Here is a 14,690-nt window from a genome sequence, read left to right as displayed (position 1 = left end):
GGCGAATCGCGCCGTTTCACCGGGCGGCCATGCCCGTGGCGGGCGGCCGCCGTCGTGCACCCCGGCACCCGTGTCGCCCGTCACGGCAGGTCACCGTGGCAGAGTGACGGGGTGACCTCTCCCGCCGCCCGCCGGACGCTGCGCCCCCCGGTCGGCTACCGGCTGGCCGCGTCGGTCCGGTCGCTCACCTTCAGCCCGTACGACCCGTGCGCCCGGATCACCGACGGTGGCTTCTGGTGGGCCACCCGTACCCCGGCCGGGCCGGCCACTCTCGCGTTGCGCCCATCCGCAGGCGAGCTGGTCGCCGAGGGGTACGGGCCGGGGGCCGGCTGGGTGGTCGAGCGGGCCGACGCGGTGGCCGGGCTCCGCGACGATCTGGCCGGCTTCGCCGACCTGGCCGCCGCCCACCCGGTGGTGGCCCGGCTGGCCCGCGAGCACCGCGGGCTGCGGATGCCGGCCACCGGCCAGGTCTTCCCCCGGCTGCTGCGCGCGATCTTCGAGCAGAAGGTGACCGGCAAGGAGGCCTACCGGGCGTACGCCGCGACGGTCCGGCACTTCCGCGAGCCGGCGCCCGGGCCGGTGTCGCTGCTGCTGCCCCCGGCGCCGGCGGCGATCGCGGCCAGCGCGTACTGGGTGTTCCACCCGTTCGGCGTGGAGCAACGGCGGGCCGACACGCTGCGCCGCGCGGCGGCCGCCGCGGAGCGGCTGGAACGCTGCGCCGACACCGCCGAGGCCACCCGCCGGCTCACCGCCATCCCCGGCATCGGACCGTGGACCGCCGCCGAGGTGGTCCGGATCGCGTACGGCGACCCGGACGCGGTCAGCGTCGGCGACTACCACATCCCCAACACGGTGGCCTGGGCGCTCGCCGGGGAGCCGCGCGGCGACGACGCCCGGATGCTGGTGCTGCTGGAGCCGTTCCGGGGCCACCGGGGGCGGGTGTGCCTGCTGCTGGAGGCGGCCGGCGTCCAGGCTCCCCGGTACGGCCCCCGGGCGACCATCCGCTCGTTCGCGAGCTACTGACCGGCGCAGATCCGCCGCAGTGTCCGCCCCAGCCACCAGGCGTAGGCGTGCTGGACGGCCCGGACGACCGGCCCGGCGGCCCGCCCCCACCAGTGGGCCGGGCGGCTGAACGAGGTGACCTCGAACCAGACCCCGTCGCCCGCCCGGCTGACCAGGAACGCCTCCTCGCCGACCTCCGGGTGCCCGGGCAGGGTGCCGTAGCCGAACCCGGCCCGGTCCGGTCCGTCCACCGCCCAGACGACCTCGGTCGGGCCCCAGATGCGCAGCGGCCCGATGCCGAGTCCGGGGGTGACCCGGACGCCCACGCCGGCGCGGGGTGCGTCGGTTCGCATCGCCACCCCGGCGGCCCGGTGCAGCCGCCAGCCGAGCACGGCGTCGGCCGCGCCCGGGAAGCAGCCGTCCGGCAGCCGGACCCGGTGACGCAGGTGCTGATAGCCGGCCGGCAGGCGTCCGTCGCGGGTCGCCCCCACCTCGGGGTACGTCAGCTCGGGCACGGCCGGCACCTCCTCGCGCGGCACACCGCCAGCGTACGGGCGCCACGGCCGGCCCACCGCGGGACGGCCCGGCTACGCGGCCTCGCGGAGGTCGGCCAGATCGATCGGGGCGTACCGGCGGAGCAGCTTCTCCAGCTCGGCGACCGAGGCGACCTCGCCGATCACGTTGGCGCCGCCGCCGTGTTCCGGGCGGTAACGGTGCACCAGCCGGTACCGGTACCGCCCCCGGATCAGCTCGACGCTGACCCGCCAGCGCCCGCAGCACCCGCAGCTCCACTCCGGCACGCGCCGAACGGTAGCGCCGGCCTGCGGTTTCACCATCCGGCTCCGGGTGACGAACGGGCCGGACCGGGACACGCCACCCGGCACCGGCGGTGATCTGCCTCACCACTGTCGGTGGCGTCTGATTGACTGGTCGCCGTGGACCTGCCGATCAATCCGCCGGTCGAGCCGATGCTGGCCAAGAGCGTGCCCCAACTCCCCACCGCCCCCGGCCTGACGTACGAGCCGAAGTGGGACGGCTTCCGCTGCATCATCTTCCGCGACGGCGACGAGGTCGAGCTGGCCAGCCGGGGCGGCAAGACGATGACCCGCTACTTCCCGGAGGTGATCGAGCAGGCGCGCCGCCAGCTCCCGCCCCGGTGCGCGGTCGACGGCGAGCTGATCGTGATCCGCCGGGACGGCCCCGAGGGTCAGGCCCGGCTCGACTTCGAGCTGCTCGCCCAGCGGATCCACCCGGCCGCCTCCCGGGTGAGGCTGCTCGCCGAGACCACCCCGGCCGACTTCGTCGCCTTCGACCTGCTCGCCCTCGACGACGAGCTGCTCACCGACCGGCCCTATCCCGAGCGCCGGGCCCGGCTGGAGCAGGCCCTCGCCACGGTCCAACCGCCGGTGCACGTCACCCAGGTGACCACCGAACCGGAGGTCGCGCGGCGCTGGTTCGACGTGTTCGAGGGGGCCGGGCTGGACGGCCTCATCGTCAAGCCGGCCGACCTGCCGTACGAGCCGGGCAAGCGACTCATGTTCAAGGTCAAGCACGCCCGCACCGCCGACGCGGTGGTGGCCGGCTTCCGCTGGCACAAGTCCGGCCCGGTGGTCGGCTCGCTGCTGCTCGGCCTCTACGACGAGGCCGGCGTGCTGCACCACATCGGGGTCAGCTCGTCGTTCACCGCCGCCCGGCGCAAGGAGCTGCTGACGGAGCTGGAGCCGTACCGCGACACCGGCGGCGACCACCCGTGGGTGCATGGCGACCACGAGCGGGGCCAGCGCATCCCCGGCGGGGTGAGCCGGTGGACCGGCACCAAGAACCTGGAGTGGGAGCCGTTGCGACCCGAGCTGGTGGTCGAGGTCGGCTACGACGCGATGGAGGGCGACCGGCTGCGACACACCGCCCAGTTCGTCCGCTGGCGTCCCGACCGCGATCCCCGCTCCTGCCGCTACGACCAGTTGGAGCGCCCGATCCGCTACGACGTCGACCAGGTGCTGCGCGGGGATCCGGCGGCGACGGTCGGCGACGCGTCCGGCCGGGCGTAGCCTGGTCGTCGGACATGATCAACACGGAAGGCTCCCACGTGACCCGCTTCTCCGACCGGATCCGCCGGGTCCGATCCGCCCCACGGCGGGTCACCTGGCGACCTGCCCTCGCCGGGTTCGCCGCCGCGCTGGTGCTCACCGCCGGTTGCACGCTGCCGGCGTTCGCCCCGCGCACCGAGAGCCGGGCCCCGGCGGCACCCCCGGGCACCGCCCCGACCTGGCGTGCCTGCCCGGAGATCCCCAACGAGCTGGTCGGCCGGGGCGCGGCGGGCATGCGCTACGAGTGCGCCCGGATCCTCGTACCCCGGAACTGGGGCAACGGTGCGACCACCGGCGCGACCACCGGGCCCGGCACCGGGGAGACCTTCGAGATCGCGCTGATCCGGATCCGCTCCGACAAGCAGCACGACCGGATCGGGTCGCTGGTGGTCAACCCGGGCGGGCCGGGGGCCTCCGGCGTGGACACCGCCGTCTACCTGTCGTTCGGCCCGGCGTTCGGCGGGCTGCCGGCCGCGGTGACCGACCGTTTCGACATTGTCGGGTTCGACCCGCGCGGGGTGGACCGGTCCAGCCCGGTCAAGTGCATACCCGACGCCGATCTGGACGCCAACTTCGGCTACGACCCCGACCCGCGGAACCAGGCGGCCTTCGACGGGTTCGTCGCATTGAACCGGCGGATCGGCAAGGGCTGCGGCGACAAGTACGGCGCCCAGCTGCCGCTCTACGGCACCGAGCAGGCGGCCCGGGACATGGACGCGGTACGCGCGGCGGTCGGCGACGACAAGCTCACCTACCTCGGCTACTCGTACGGCACCCTGCTCGGCGCGGTCTACGCCCAGCTCTACCCGAAGCGGGTGCGGGCGCTGGTGCTCGACGGCGCGGTCGATCCGCGGCAGAAGCTGATCGCCGGGTCGGAGAGCCAGGCGAAGGGCTTCGAGCGGGCCTTCGACAACTTCGCCCGCTGGTGCACGGCCAACGCCGGCCGCTGCCCGATCGCGCCGGACGCCCGGGGGGCGGTCACCGCCGCCATCGACAAGGCCAGGGTCTCCCCGGTACGCGCCAAGGACGGCCGGGAGGCCACCGCGGGCTGGGTGTTCTACGCGGTCATCTCCTCGCTCTACACCGAGGCGGGCTGGCAGGAGCTGGCCCGGGCGATCGACTCGTTGCAGGGCGGCGACCCGACCGGCGTGTTCGACCTCGCCGACGCGTACGCGGAGCGTGGGAGCGATGGGCACTACACGAACCTGTTCGACGCCAACCTGGCGGTGAACTGCGCGGACGAGACCGAGAAGCCGAGCCGGGAGCAGATCCGGCAGCTGCAGTCGCAGTGGCGGCAGAAGTACCCGCTCTTCGGTCCGGCCCTGGCGGTGGGCATGCTCGGCTGCGTGGAGTGGCCCGGCGCGCGGGACCCGTACCCGACCGGGAAGGCGGCCGGTGCGCCGCCGATCGTGGTGGTCGGCACCACCGGCGACCCGGCCACTCCGTACGAGCAGACCGCCGCGCTCGCCTCGATGCTGGGGGTCGGGCGGGTGCTCACCTGGGAGGGTGAGGGGCACACCGCGTACCCGCAGACCGCCTGCATCACCGACGCCGTCGACGCGTACCTGATCTCGCTGACCGTGCCCCGGGCGGGGCTGCGCTGCCCGGCCCGGTGACCCTCCCGGGTTAACGGCCTCTGGCGCATCGGCGGACGTCGGTGTGACACGCTGCCCGGGTGACCGACGTGATCTTCCGGGAGGCGGTCCGCGCGGACCTGCCCGCCGTCATCGCCCTGCTCGCCGACGACGTGCTGGGCAAGGCCCGCGACTTCACCGAGGTGGACGACGCGTACGAGAAGGCGTTCGCCGACATCGACGCCGACCCGCGCAACCAGCTGGTCGTCGCCGACGCGGGTGGTGAACTGGTCGGCTGCATGCAGATCACGTACATCCCGGGGCTGGGCCGGCACGGCGCCGAGCGGTCGCTGATCGAGTCGGTCCGGGTCCGCTCTGACCTGCGCGGCCAGGGGCTGGGCCGGCAGATGATGGCCTGGGCGGTCGACCGGGCCCGGGAACGCGGCTGCGCGCTGGTGCAGCTCACCACCGACAAGACCCGCGCCGACGCGCACCGCTTCTACCGCAATCTCGGCTTCCAGGCCAGCCACGAGGGGATGAAGCTGGCGCTCTAGGCTCCTTTCCGGCCAACGGGGAGTTCACATGTCCACCGTCCCCGCCGTCGCCCACCCGCGTGACGGACGGCCCGCTCCGACCTGGGCGGTGCGGGCCGCCCACCTGATCCCGCTGGTCGTCCTGCCGTCCGGGCTGTGGCGGATCGCCCTGGTCGCCGGGGTGCCGATCGGCGCGTACGAGAACGGCGCGCCGGCCCGCACCCACGGCGCGGAGAGCGTCTACATCCTCGCGCTGAGCCTGGTCTCGGAGGCGCTGGCACTGCTCGCGCTCGGCCTGGTCCGCCCCTGGGGCGAGGTGTTCCCCCGCTGGTTGCCGCTGCTGGGCGGGCGCCGGGTGTCGCCGTTGTTCGCGGTCACCGTCGCCACCGCCGGCGCCGTCGGGGTCACCCTCGTCTGGGGGTACGCCACCAGGGGCATGATCGCCAGCAGCCTTCTCGTCCAGGGCGACGGGCTGGGCTTCTCGCCGCCCGGCTTCGCGCTGCTGGTGGCGTGCTACGTCCCACCGCTCCTCTGGGGACCGCTCCTGCTCGCCGTCACCGTCGCCTACCACCGCCGCCGCTGCCGCAACTGACGCCGCTGCCGACCGGTGCCTGGCTGGCGACCGGCCGGCGGGGGCGGTCAGTCGGTGACCAGGCGGCCGTCGCGGAGGGTGAGGGTGCGGTCGGCCATCTCGATCAGGGCCGGGTCGTGGGTGGCGACCAGGGCGGTCATGCCCCGGGCGTGCACCACGGCCCGGAGCAGGTCCATGATCGACCGCCCGGTCTCCGAGTCGAGCTGGCCGGTCGGCTCGTCGGCGATGAGCAGGTCCGGCTCGTTCGCCAGCGCCCGGGCCACCGCCACCCGCTGCTGCTGCCCGCCGGAGAGCTCATAGGGGCGCTGCGCGGCGTGCCCGCCCAGCCCGACCAGCTCCAGCAGCACGGCCACCCGCTGCTCCCGCTCCGCGGCCGGCACCTTCGCCAGCCGCAGCGGCACCCCGACGTTCTCGGCGGCGGAGAGGATCGGCACCAGCCCGAACGTCTGGAAGACGAAACCGACGGTGCCCCGGCGCAGCGCGAGCAGTTCCCGCTCGCCCGCGGCGGTCACCTCGTGCCCGGCCACCCGGATCCGCCCGGCGTCCGGCCGGTCCAGGCCGCCGACGAGGTTGAGCAGGGTGGTCTTGCCCGCGCCGGACCGGCCCCGAACCGCGAGCAGTTCGCCACGGCCGGCCGAGAACGACACCTCCCGTACGGCGTGCACGGCGTGCTCGCCCTTGCCGAAGGTCCGGCTCACCCCCTCCACCCGGACCACCTCGTCGGTGGTGGCAACGCCCAAAGACACCGCGGAAGACCGCTCGCTCATGCCGCCACCTCGCTTCGCTCCGGTGTCGGCATGAGGCACCATGGCGCTGTACCGATGATTCGTTCGCTCATGCCTCACTCCGTTCGGTGTGCGCCCGGTCGCCGGGCCGCACCTCGACATGGTCGGGCTCCAGGTTGAGCCGGACCCGGTCCCGCAGGGACAGGGCGTCCACGAAGGACGCCGGCAGTTGCATCCGGCCGGTCCGGTCGAGCACCGCGTACTCCTCGCTGACCAGCTCGGTGCTGCCGTCGGCGGTGACCCGGGCGGTCCGGCGTACCTCGGAGGAGGTCCGGCCGTCGCGGATGGCGACGGTCCGCCGGACCTGGCCGGCCACGGCGTGGTCGTGGGTGACCACGACGATGGTGACGCCCAGCTCGGCGTTGATGGTCCGCAGCGCGGTGAACACCTCGGCACCGGTCGCCTCGTCCAGTTCGCCGGTCGGCTCGTCGGCGAAGAGCACCTCCGGGTCGTTGGCCACCGCGACGGCGACCGCGCAGCGCTGCTGCTCGCCGCCGCTCATCTGGCCGGGCTTCCGGTCCGCGCAGTAGCCGACGCCGACCATGTCGAGCAGCTCGCGGGCTCTCTCCCGGCGCGCCCGACCGCCCCGCCGGCCAGCCAGCCTCATCGGCAGCTCCACGTTCTCCAACGCGGTCAGGTACGGCAGCAGGTTCCGGCCGGTCTGCTGCCAGACGAAGCCGACCACCTGGCGGCGGTAGCTGAGCCGACGCCGGCTCGACAGGGCGAGCAGGTCGTACTCGGCGACCCGGGCGATGCCGGCGGTGGGGGTGTCCAGCCCGGAGAGAATGTTCAGCAGGGTCGACTTGCCGGAGCCGGAGGCACCGACGATCGCCACCAGCTCGCCCCGGTCGATGACCAGGTCGAGGCCCTGCAGGGCGACGACCTCCACCCCCTCGGTCTTGAAGATCCGGACCAGCCCGTCGCAGACGATGTGCCCGCGCAGCCGGTCCCGCCCGCCGGCCCGTTCGGCGGCGCGTTGCGCGGCGCGCTGCTGGAGGGCGGCCAGGTCCGGCACGGCGGACGTCTCGGCAGTCGCTGTCATTCGCTCTCCTCTCCGAGCCGGAGCACCTCGCCGAGGCGCATCCGACGGTTGTTCAGGGTCTCGACCGTGATCGCGAAGCCGAGGGCCAGCACGGCGAGGCCCAGCACGCCGGCCACCAGGCCGGGTTCGAAAGCTGCCTGCACCGCCACCCCACCGGTGAACGCGCGCAGGCCGAGCACCGGGGTGAGCAACACCGGTAGCAGCGCGCCGACCAGCGCGCCGGTGAGCACCGACACCAGCACCAGCGGGGTCAGCTCCACCAGCAACAGGCCCCGCCACTGCCGGCGGGACAGTCCCATGGTGCGCAACCGGGACAGCACCTGCCCACGGCTGCGCGCCTCGGCGAGCACCGCGAACGCGAGCGCGAGCAGGCCGAGCAGGCCGCCACCGACCGCGCCGACAGCGAACCCGAAGACCAGCAGGCCGTTCACCCCGCTGCCGCCCAGCTCGGCGCGGACCGCCGACCGGGTCAGCACCTCCGGCGGGTGGGGCCGCGCACCGGCGACGACGGTCCCGCTCCGCTGGTAGCGCCGCTGGCCCTCGTCGACGACGCGGGCCACGGCGTCCGGGTCGACCCCGGCGCCGGCGAGCACGAAGCCGGTGGGGACGAGCGGATGCAGTGCGTCCGCCGGCAGCGCCGGCCAGGGCAGCACCAGGAAACGCGTCACGTTCTGGTCGATCGGCGGGAACTCCTCGACGGTGCCGGCGACGCGTACCGGCAGCCGGTTGCCCTGCACGTCCAGCCAGGCGGGTTTGCGCCCCTCCCGGTCGGCGAGCCCGGCGTCGGCGAACTCCTCGGCGAGCTCCGGGGAGACCAGCCCCGGCATCGGCGCCGCCGGGTCGCCGGCGGCCCGCAGCGGGTCGGGGACGGTCACCGGGACGCCCGCGCGGCGGGCCACCGCCGCGAACCGCTCGCCGTCGACCAGCAGGACCCGGATCTCCCGTACGTCGCTGAGCCGGCCGTTCTGGTTCGCGTACGGGCGTTGGCTCGGCTCGACGAGCAGCGGGGCGACCGCGCGCACCCCGGGCAGGGCGGCCAGCGCCTCGGTGGTGTCCGGGGCGAACCGCTCCCCGTTGACCAGCACGTCCCCGGGGACGGCACGCTCGGCGGCCCGGTCCCGACCGTTCTCGATACCGGCCGCCACCACGCCGCAGAACGCGGCGGTGGCGACGGCGAGCACCACCACGACGAGCGGGCCGGTGGTGGCGGCCCGGCCGGCGCGGGCGCTGCCGAGGAACGCCACGCTGCCCCGGGCCCGTGCGGCGGCCCGGCTGAGCAGTCGCAGCGGCCACGGGTACGCGCGCAGCGCGACCAGCGCCGCGGCGACCGCCAGCAGCACCGGCACGGACACCAGCAGCGGGTCCACCGTCCCGTCGAGGGTCAGCCCGCGCCGGCGCAGCAGGAACGCCCCGAGGGCGGCAACCGCGAGCACGGTCACCTCGACGGTGAGCCGCACGGTGGTGGAACGGGCGCCGACCAGGTCGGCCCGCCCTGCACCCCGCATGGCGGTGAGCGCGGTGACCGGCGGGAGCAGTGTGGCCGCCACCGCGGCGAGCAGCACCCAGCGCGGGTCGGTGCCTGCGCCGGGGAGGAGCCCGCCGAGCAGCCAGCCGGCGCCGGCGGCGAGCGGCAGCACCAGCGCCGACTCGGCCAGCCCGCGGCGCAGCACCGCGCCGGTCGAGCCGCCCCGGGCCCGGATCAGCACGTACTCGCTGCGGCGTCGGCGCGCCGCCACCCGGGCGGCGAGCAGGATCAGGCCGGCCAGGGTGGCGAACAGACCGGCGGCAATGACGGCGAGCAGCGTACGGGCGGCGGCGAGTGACTCGGCGAAGCGCCGCAGCGGGATGTCGATGCCCTGGGTGAAGGTGAGCCCGGCCGGGCGGTTCCGATCCAGGACGGCCAGCCCGTCGATCAACGCGGTGAGTTGATCCGCGGAGATCCGGTCCCCCGCGATGCGGTAACGCCAGCCGAAGCTGACCGCCCAACCGGAGGTCGCGACAGTGTCGAAGCCGCGGTCGCTGGTCACCCCGACGCTCAGGAACGGCTTGCCTTCGCCCTCGGGCTCGGTGAGCCGCAGCATCGTCGGCAGCCCGTCCCAGATCCCGTCGGTCCGGTCGTTCGGCCGGAACACACCCACCAGGACGACCTGGCTGGCCCGCATCAGGGTGCCGTCTTGGCGCAGCAGCAGGTAGCTGAACCGGTCGCCCGCGTGCAGCCCGAGCGGGCCGGCCACCGTGTCGGCCAGCGCCACCTCGATCGCGCGGTCCGGGTCCGTGTCGGGCCAGCGTCCCTCGACCAGGGTGGCCGCCTCCTGGATGCCGCTGGCCACGCGCAGGCTGAGGTCGATCAGCCCCTTGTCGGCGGTCAGCCGCGGGCCGCGCAGCCGGCCGAACGTGGTCTGCGCCTGATACCACCGCTCCCCGATCGCCCCACGGACGACAGCGGGCATCTGGGCCTCGATGTTCCTCAGTTCGCCGGCCCTGTTGGCGGCGATTCCGGTGCTGCTCTTCGGCACCACCTCCGGCTCCGAGGTGTAGTTCAGGTCGCGGAGGGCCGACTTCTGGCCCGCGATGTGCTCGCGCAGCCCCTGCCCGGTCAGCCGGTCCGCGACCCGGGGCACCGCCGTGATCAGCAACGCGGCGACCAGGGTCAGCACGGCGAGCAGCAGGAAGTGGCCCCCGTACGCCCGCACCCGTCGCGCGACCGCCAGCAGACTCATCGCTCTCCCCCGATCCGAAGCTGGGCCGCGGCCACCCGCTGGCGGATGCCGGCGGTGATGACGGCGCTGAACGCCAGGGCGACCGCCAGCAGTCCGAGCGCGGTCGCCCCGACCGGCGCCCAGGGCAGGACGAAGGCCGCGTCGGGCACCGGCCGGCCGGCGGCCGGGGTGAGGATCACCAACGGCACCATGGTGGCCGCGACTCCCGCCCCGACCAGCAGGCCCACCCCGACACCGATGCCGGCGAGGAAGGTCTGCTCGGCCAGCAGCGCCCGGGCCAGCAGGCGCGGCGTCGCGCCGAGCGTGTGCAGCACGGCGAATTCCGTCATCCGGTGCCGGGTCGTCGCCCAGACGTCGACGGCCAGGCCGACCAGGGCGAGCAGCACCGCGCCGAGGGCGGCGGCGAGCAACCCGGTGCGGGCCCCCAACCAGTACGGGTCCCGCGCCGCCTCCCCGGCGATCTGTCGCCGGTCGAGCAGGGTGGTCGCGGGCAGGTCGGCGAGGGCCGCCGCCGCGGCGGCGTGGTCGCCGTCGGTGCCCAGCCACCACTCGGACGATGGCCGGACCGTGCCCTGCTGGCCCAGCAGCCAGTCGGCGGCCGTGGGCAGGTCCAGCAGGATCCCGTCGCGCTCGGTGGCGGGCACGGCCGCGACCTGCCCGACCAGCCGGACCGGCAGGGACACCCCGGAGAGCGAGAGGGTGACCGTGTCCCCGCTGTGGAGGTTCAACGCCGCAGCGGCACCGGGCGTCATGAGCGCGGGCACCGACGGGTCGTCCCCGGCCGGCACCACGGCGAACCGGGACGGCGGCTGGTGCGCGAACTGCAGGAGCCCTTCCGGCAACTTCACCTCGTGTGTGACGTCCACGGTGGTGCTGCCGACCGGCGCCGGCCCGCCCGGGCCCTGCAGGGGGTCGGTCAGCCGCCAGCCGGTGCCGAGGGAGAACTTCAGCGCGCCCCCGCTGGCGTCGGTGACCCGGAGCTCGTCGAGGCGCAGCCGGTAGCTGATCCCGGTCGCCGGGCCCGCGTCGGCCTCGAACCCGGTCAGCCGCAGCGGCGTACCGCCGGTCTCCGGCAGCGGGACGGAGAACGGCACCGGCTGGTCGCCCTGCCCCACCGCGAGCGGCAACCGCCAGGTCGCGCCGCCGTCGGTGGCGAGCAGCGCCACAACGACGACCCGTGGCTCACCGAACAACGAAACGACCGGGGTACGGACGGTGCCGGCGAACTGCCGGGCACCGGCCGGGAGCGCGACCCCGGGAGACGCGAGGCGGTGCGCCAGCCGGTCGAGCAGTTCCGACGCGGACGCGTCGCCGACGGCGTCGTCGAGCCGGAGCAGCCCCTTCGCACGGGCCGCGTCCAGGCTCAGCACGGTCACCGGCAGGTCCTTGCGGCCCAGCCGGACGTCGTCACGCCAGGCCGGCAGCACCCGGTCCACACCGGGCACCGTGGCCAGGGCGGCGGCCCGGTCGGCCGGCGCGGCGCCGTTGCGCTCGACCAGCCGCAGGTCGGCCCCGACGGTGTGCCGGGCCTGTTCCTCCTGCGACCGTTCCCAGGAGGCCATCAGCGACCAGGCCAGGCTGCTGCTACCCACGGCGAGGGCGAGCAGCAGCACGGGACCGGCGTGCGGCCGGCGGCCCGCCTGCCACATGCCGAGGATGGTGGCGGTCCACGGTCGCCGGTCGACGAACCGCTCGGCGAACCGGGTCGCCGGCGGCAGCAGCCGCAGCGCGACCACCGCCCCGGCCAGCACGCCGATGGTGGGTGCGGCGGCGAGCAGCGGGTCGATGCCGAGCTGGCCGCCGGCTCCCGCGAGGGGCGAGGAGTAATGCCGCAGCTGGGTCCAGGCGAGCACGGCGAGCGCGACGAGCGCCAGGTCGACGCTGGCCCGCTGGACCGCCGCGCCCCGGGTCGGGCGGGACCGGGCCGCCATGTCGGCGACGTAGGTGCCGGCCCGGCGCAGCGCCGGCATCACCATGGCGAGCAGGCAGCCGACCGCGGCGGCGACCGCGACCGCCCAGACCTGACCGAGAGCGGCGTCGGCCAGCCGCAGGTCGGCACCGATCCACCGCACCGCCTCCGCGGCCAGCGGTGGTGCCAGCAGGACGGCCGGGGCCACCACCAGGGCCGCCTCCCGTACGGCGAGGCCGGCGAGCTGGCCACGGGCGGCGCCCCGGGCGCGCAGCAGCGCGGTCTGCGCCCGCCGGTCCTCGTTGAGCAGCGCGGCGACCAGCACCAGCGCGTACCCGCCGAGGACCACGATCAGCAGCAGCGGGGTGAGCAGGGCGGACCGGCCCACCAGGTCGGCCCGGCCGAGCCGGTCGGCGAGCCGGTCCAGGTGGCTGACCATCTGGGCGGAGGAACCGAGCCCGGTGGCCTCGGGAAGCCGCTGGGTGATGCTGGCCACCGCAGTCTTGACCTCGGCCAGCCGGCTCGGCTCGATGACCGCGAGGTTGGGCGCGACCAGCCAGGTGGCCGACGTGGAGCCGGGGAAGGTACGCGCGAAGTCGGCCGGGTCCAGCACGAACGGCCCGTACGAGGTGACCTTGCCGGTCTCCTGGCCGTCGCCCACGCCCGGCGCCAGCCACCAGTACGGCTCTGTCGGGTCGCGGGGCCGCCAGGTGCCGGCGACCACCACCGCGCCGGCCCGCTCGGTGCTGCGGTCGTAGAGCGGCACCCGGTCCCCGGTCCGCAGCCCGAGCTGGCCGGCGATCTTCTCGGGCAGCGTCACCTGCATCGGCGTCGCCCCGGGCGTCGGCCACGAGCCGGCGGTGAGCTCGGCGTGCTCGGGCAGTTCGGCCAGCGTGGCGAGGTTGGCGAACATCGGGTCCTTGCTGGTCCGGGCGGAGCCGAGGTCCCCGGTCAGCTCCCGTCCGGTGCCGTACCGGGCAGTGGCGATGGTCACCGGTGCGCCGCCCAGCCCGTCGGCGAACTGCGCGCGGACCGCGCGGTCCCGCTCGGCGTACGCCGCGGCGTCGCGGCCGCCGGAGCCGCTGACCAGCAGGCTGCGCTCCTCCGGCGGGGCGGCGGCGAGCACCGCCTGCTGGCCGGCGTCGATGGCTCGACGGTTGTAGTCGGAGAGCCCGGTGACCAGCGCGACCGCGACCAGGGCCGCGACGGCGGCGGCGAGTAGCAGCCCGCGCGCCTCGACGGCCCGCCTCCACACCAACTTCATCCGATGCCCTCCCCTGGCCCCCGGTCGGGCCGATGACAAGGGAGACCGGTCGGGGGGCGGGAAAGGTTCGCACGCGTTACATGATCGTTACCTCCTGGTGCGGGGCGGGGAGGCGGTCAGGCCCGGGGGCGGTCGCGGTCCTTGGAGGGCTGCACCCGCTTCGGTTCACCCGGCATCTTCGGGTACTCGGGCGGGTACGGCAGGTCGCCCTGCCCGGCGGCGGCGTCCCGCTCGGCCCACTCCAACAACGGGGTGATGTCCCACGGCGCGTCGTCGATGCCCGCGTGCGGGTCGCCCCGCTCGGCCAGCCGCGCCGGCACGCTGCGCAGGTCGAAGTCGTCCGGGTCGACCTGGGTCAGCTCGTCCCAGTCGACCGGGGTGGAGACGGTGGCCCGCGCGTTGGCCCGCAGCGAGTACGCGCAGGCGATCGTCCGGTCCCGGGCCATCTGGTTGAAGTCCACGAAGACCCGACTGCCGCGCTCCTCCTTCCACCAGGCGGTGGTGACCAGCTCGGGGCGGCGGCGCTCCAGCTCGCGGGCCAGCGCGATGGTGGCCCGGCGCACCTCGACGAACGTCCAGCGCGGCTGGATCCGCAGGTAGATGTGCATGCCCCGGCCGCCCGAGGTCTTCGGCCAGCCGGTCACGCCCAGCTCGGCCAGCAGCGCCCGCAGCTCGCCGGCGGCGGTGACCGCGTCGGCGAAGTCGGTGCCGGGTTGCGGATCCAGGTCGATCCGCAGCTCGTCCGGCTGGTCGACGTCGGCGGCGCGGACCGGCCACGGGTGGAAGACCACGGTGCCCATCTGCGCGGCCCAGGCCACGTGCGCCAGGTCGATCGGGCAGAGCTCCGCCGCTTTCCGGCCACTGGGGAAGCTGATCTCCGCGGTCGCCACCCACGGGGGTACGCCCCGGGTCGGCACCCGCTTCTGGAAGAACATCTCCCCCTCGATGCCCTCGGGGAAGCGCTGCAACGTGGTCGGCCGGTCGCGCAGGGCGCGCATGATTCCCTCGCCGACCGCGAGGTAGTAGTGGAAGACGTCCGCCTTGGTGAAGCCGCGCTGCGGGAAGATCACCCGGTCCGGGCTGCTGAGCCGTACGGTGTGCCCGGCGACCTCGATCTCCTCGGCTGCGGCCTTGCTACCAGCCATTGCGCGACGATATGCGATACCACCGACGCCCGGCGTA

The 14,690-nt window shown here is 75.1% G+C and carries 12 protein-coding genes; 5 read left to right on the top strand and 7 right to left on the bottom strand.

Translation table 11 applies throughout. From position 1 onward, the window contains the following. Window positions 1-111: 111 nt before the first annotated feature. Entirely contained in the window at window positions 112-1,023 is a 912-nt protein-coding gene (locus tag ACIRG9_RS04640; protein WP_402850042.1) for a DNA-3-methyladenine glycosylase family protein, read from the top strand. On the opposite strand, the gene ACIRG9_RS04635 is transcribed toward ACIRG9_RS04640, so the two are convergent. Together ACIRG9_RS04635 and ACIRG9_RS04630 are read right to left on the bottom strand one after the other, a co-directional pair. After that, window positions 1,017-1,541 (bottom strand): DUF1990 family protein, encoded by a 525-nt coding sequence (locus ACIRG9_RS04635; protein WP_402850041.1) that lies wholly within the window; start codon window positions 1,539-1,541, stop codon window positions 1,017-1,019. The genes ACIRG9_RS04640 and ACIRG9_RS04635 overlap by 7 nt on opposite strands. A gap of 48 nt (window positions 1,542-1,589) precedes the next feature. After that, complete coding sequence (locus tag ACIRG9_RS04630) at window positions 1,590-1,802, bottom strand: hypothetical protein (RefSeq protein WP_402850038.1); 213 nt, start codon at window positions 1,800-1,802, stop codon at window positions 1,590-1,592. A 135-nt stretch (window positions 1,803-1,937) separates the two neighbouring features. On the opposite strand from ACIRG9_RS04630, the gene ACIRG9_RS04625 reads away from it, so the two are divergent. The 4 genes from ACIRG9_RS04625 to ACIRG9_RS04610 are packed head-to-tail and all read left to right on the top strand — an operon-like array spanning window position 1,938 to window position 5,788. Then, the gene (locus ACIRG9_RS04625) at window positions 1,938-3,050 is read left to right on the top strand and encodes an ATP-dependent DNA ligase (protein ID WP_402850035.1); all 1,113 of its coding nucleotides are present in this window, start codon (window positions 1,938-1,940) and stop codon (window positions 3,048-3,050) included. Between the two features lie 14 nt (window positions 3,051-3,064). Then, the gene (locus ACIRG9_RS04620) at window positions 3,065-4,705 is read left to right on the top strand and encodes an alpha/beta hydrolase (protein ID WP_402850033.1); all 1,641 of its coding nucleotides are present in this window, start codon (window positions 3,065-3,067) and stop codon (window positions 4,703-4,705) included. Between the two features lie 59 nt (window positions 4,706-4,764). Continuing rightward, window positions 4,765-5,217, top strand: a complete 453-nt coding sequence (locus ACIRG9_RS04615; RefSeq protein WP_402850030.1) for a GNAT family N-acetyltransferase — start codon at window positions 4,765-4,767, stop codon at window positions 5,215-5,217. Window positions 5,218-5,245: 28 nt separating this feature from the next. Continuing rightward, window positions 5,246-5,788, top strand: a complete 543-nt coding sequence (locus tag ACIRG9_RS04610) for a hypothetical protein (protein WP_402850028.1) — start codon at window positions 5,246-5,248, stop codon at window positions 5,786-5,788. A 47-nt stretch (window positions 5,789-5,835) separates the two neighbouring features. Here the strand turns inward: ACIRG9_RS04610 and ACIRG9_RS04605 are convergent, their stop codons facing one another. The 5 genes from ACIRG9_RS04605 to ligD form a co-directional block, all read right to left on the bottom strand. After that, window positions 5,836-6,555 carry an ABC transporter ATP-binding protein gene (locus ACIRG9_RS04605; protein ID WP_402850025.1) on the bottom strand — a complete coding sequence of 240 codons (720 nt, stop codon included), beginning with the start codon at window positions 6,553-6,555 and terminating at the stop codon, window positions 5,836-5,838. A 67-nt stretch (window positions 6,556-6,622) separates the two neighbouring features. Further along, complete coding sequence (locus ACIRG9_RS04600) at window positions 6,623-7,615, bottom strand: ABC transporter ATP-binding protein (protein ID WP_402850022.1); 993 nt, start codon at window positions 7,613-7,615, stop codon at window positions 6,623-6,625. Further along, window positions 7,612-10,335 (bottom strand): FtsX-like permease family protein, encoded by a 2,724-nt coding sequence (locus tag ACIRG9_RS04595; RefSeq protein ID WP_402850020.1) that lies wholly within the window; start codon window positions 10,333-10,335, stop codon window positions 7,612-7,614. The genes ACIRG9_RS04600 and ACIRG9_RS04595 overlap by 4 nt, the downstream gene beginning before the upstream one ends. Further along, window positions 10,332-13,508, bottom strand: a complete 3,177-nt coding sequence (locus ACIRG9_RS04590; protein WP_402850017.1) for an FtsX-like permease family protein — start codon at window positions 13,506-13,508, stop codon at window positions 10,332-10,334. The genes ACIRG9_RS04595 and ACIRG9_RS04590 overlap by 4 nt, the downstream gene beginning before the upstream one ends. A gap of 116 nt (window positions 13,509-13,624) precedes the next feature. After that, window positions 13,625-14,653, bottom strand: coding sequence for a non-homologous end-joining DNA ligase (ligD, locus tag ACIRG9_RS04585; RefSeq protein WP_402850015.1), 1,029 nt, complete (start codon window positions 14,651-14,653; stop codon window positions 13,625-13,627). Window positions 14,654-14,690: the final 37 nt, after the last annotated feature.

This window comes from Micromonospora sp. NPDC093277 (genome assembly GCF_044765245.1).
In the GTDB taxonomy this organism is placed as follows: domain Bacteria; phylum Actinomycetota; class Actinomycetes; order Mycobacteriales; family Micromonosporaceae; genus Micromonospora.
Note: the sequence above shows the minus strand (reverse complement) of the source record. Positions and strands in the feature narration are given on the sequence as shown.

Excerpts from the sequence above, each read along its gene's own strand:
- ACIRG9_RS04620 (WP_402850033.1), top strand. The coding sequence starts at position 3,065 with ATGATCAACACGGAAGGCTCCCACGTGACCCGCTTCTCCGACCGGATC.
- ACIRG9_RS04610 (WP_402850028.1), top strand. The coding sequence starts at position 5,246 with ATGTCCACCGTCCCCGCCGTCGCCCACCCGCGTGACGGACGGCCCGCT.
- ACIRG9_RS04605 (WP_402850025.1), bottom strand. The coding sequence starts at position 6,555 with ATGAGCGAGCGGTCTTCCGCGGTGTCTTTGGGCGTTGCCACCACCGAC.
- ACIRG9_RS04600 (WP_402850022.1), bottom strand. The coding sequence starts at position 7,615 with ATGACAGCGACTGCCGAGACGTCCGCCGTGCCGGACCTGGCCGCCCTC.
- ACIRG9_RS04595 (WP_402850020.1), bottom strand. The coding sequence starts at position 10,335 with ATGAGTCTGCTGGCGGTCGCGCGACGGGTGCGGGCGTACGGGGGCCAC.
- ACIRG9_RS04590 (WP_402850017.1), bottom strand. The coding sequence starts at position 13,508 with ATGAAGTTGGTGTGGAGGCGGGCCGTCGAGGCGCGCGGGCTGCTACTC.
- ligD (WP_402850015.1), bottom strand. The coding sequence starts at position 14,653 with ATGGCTGGTAGCAAGGCCGCAGCCGAGGAGATCGAGGTCGCCGGGCAC.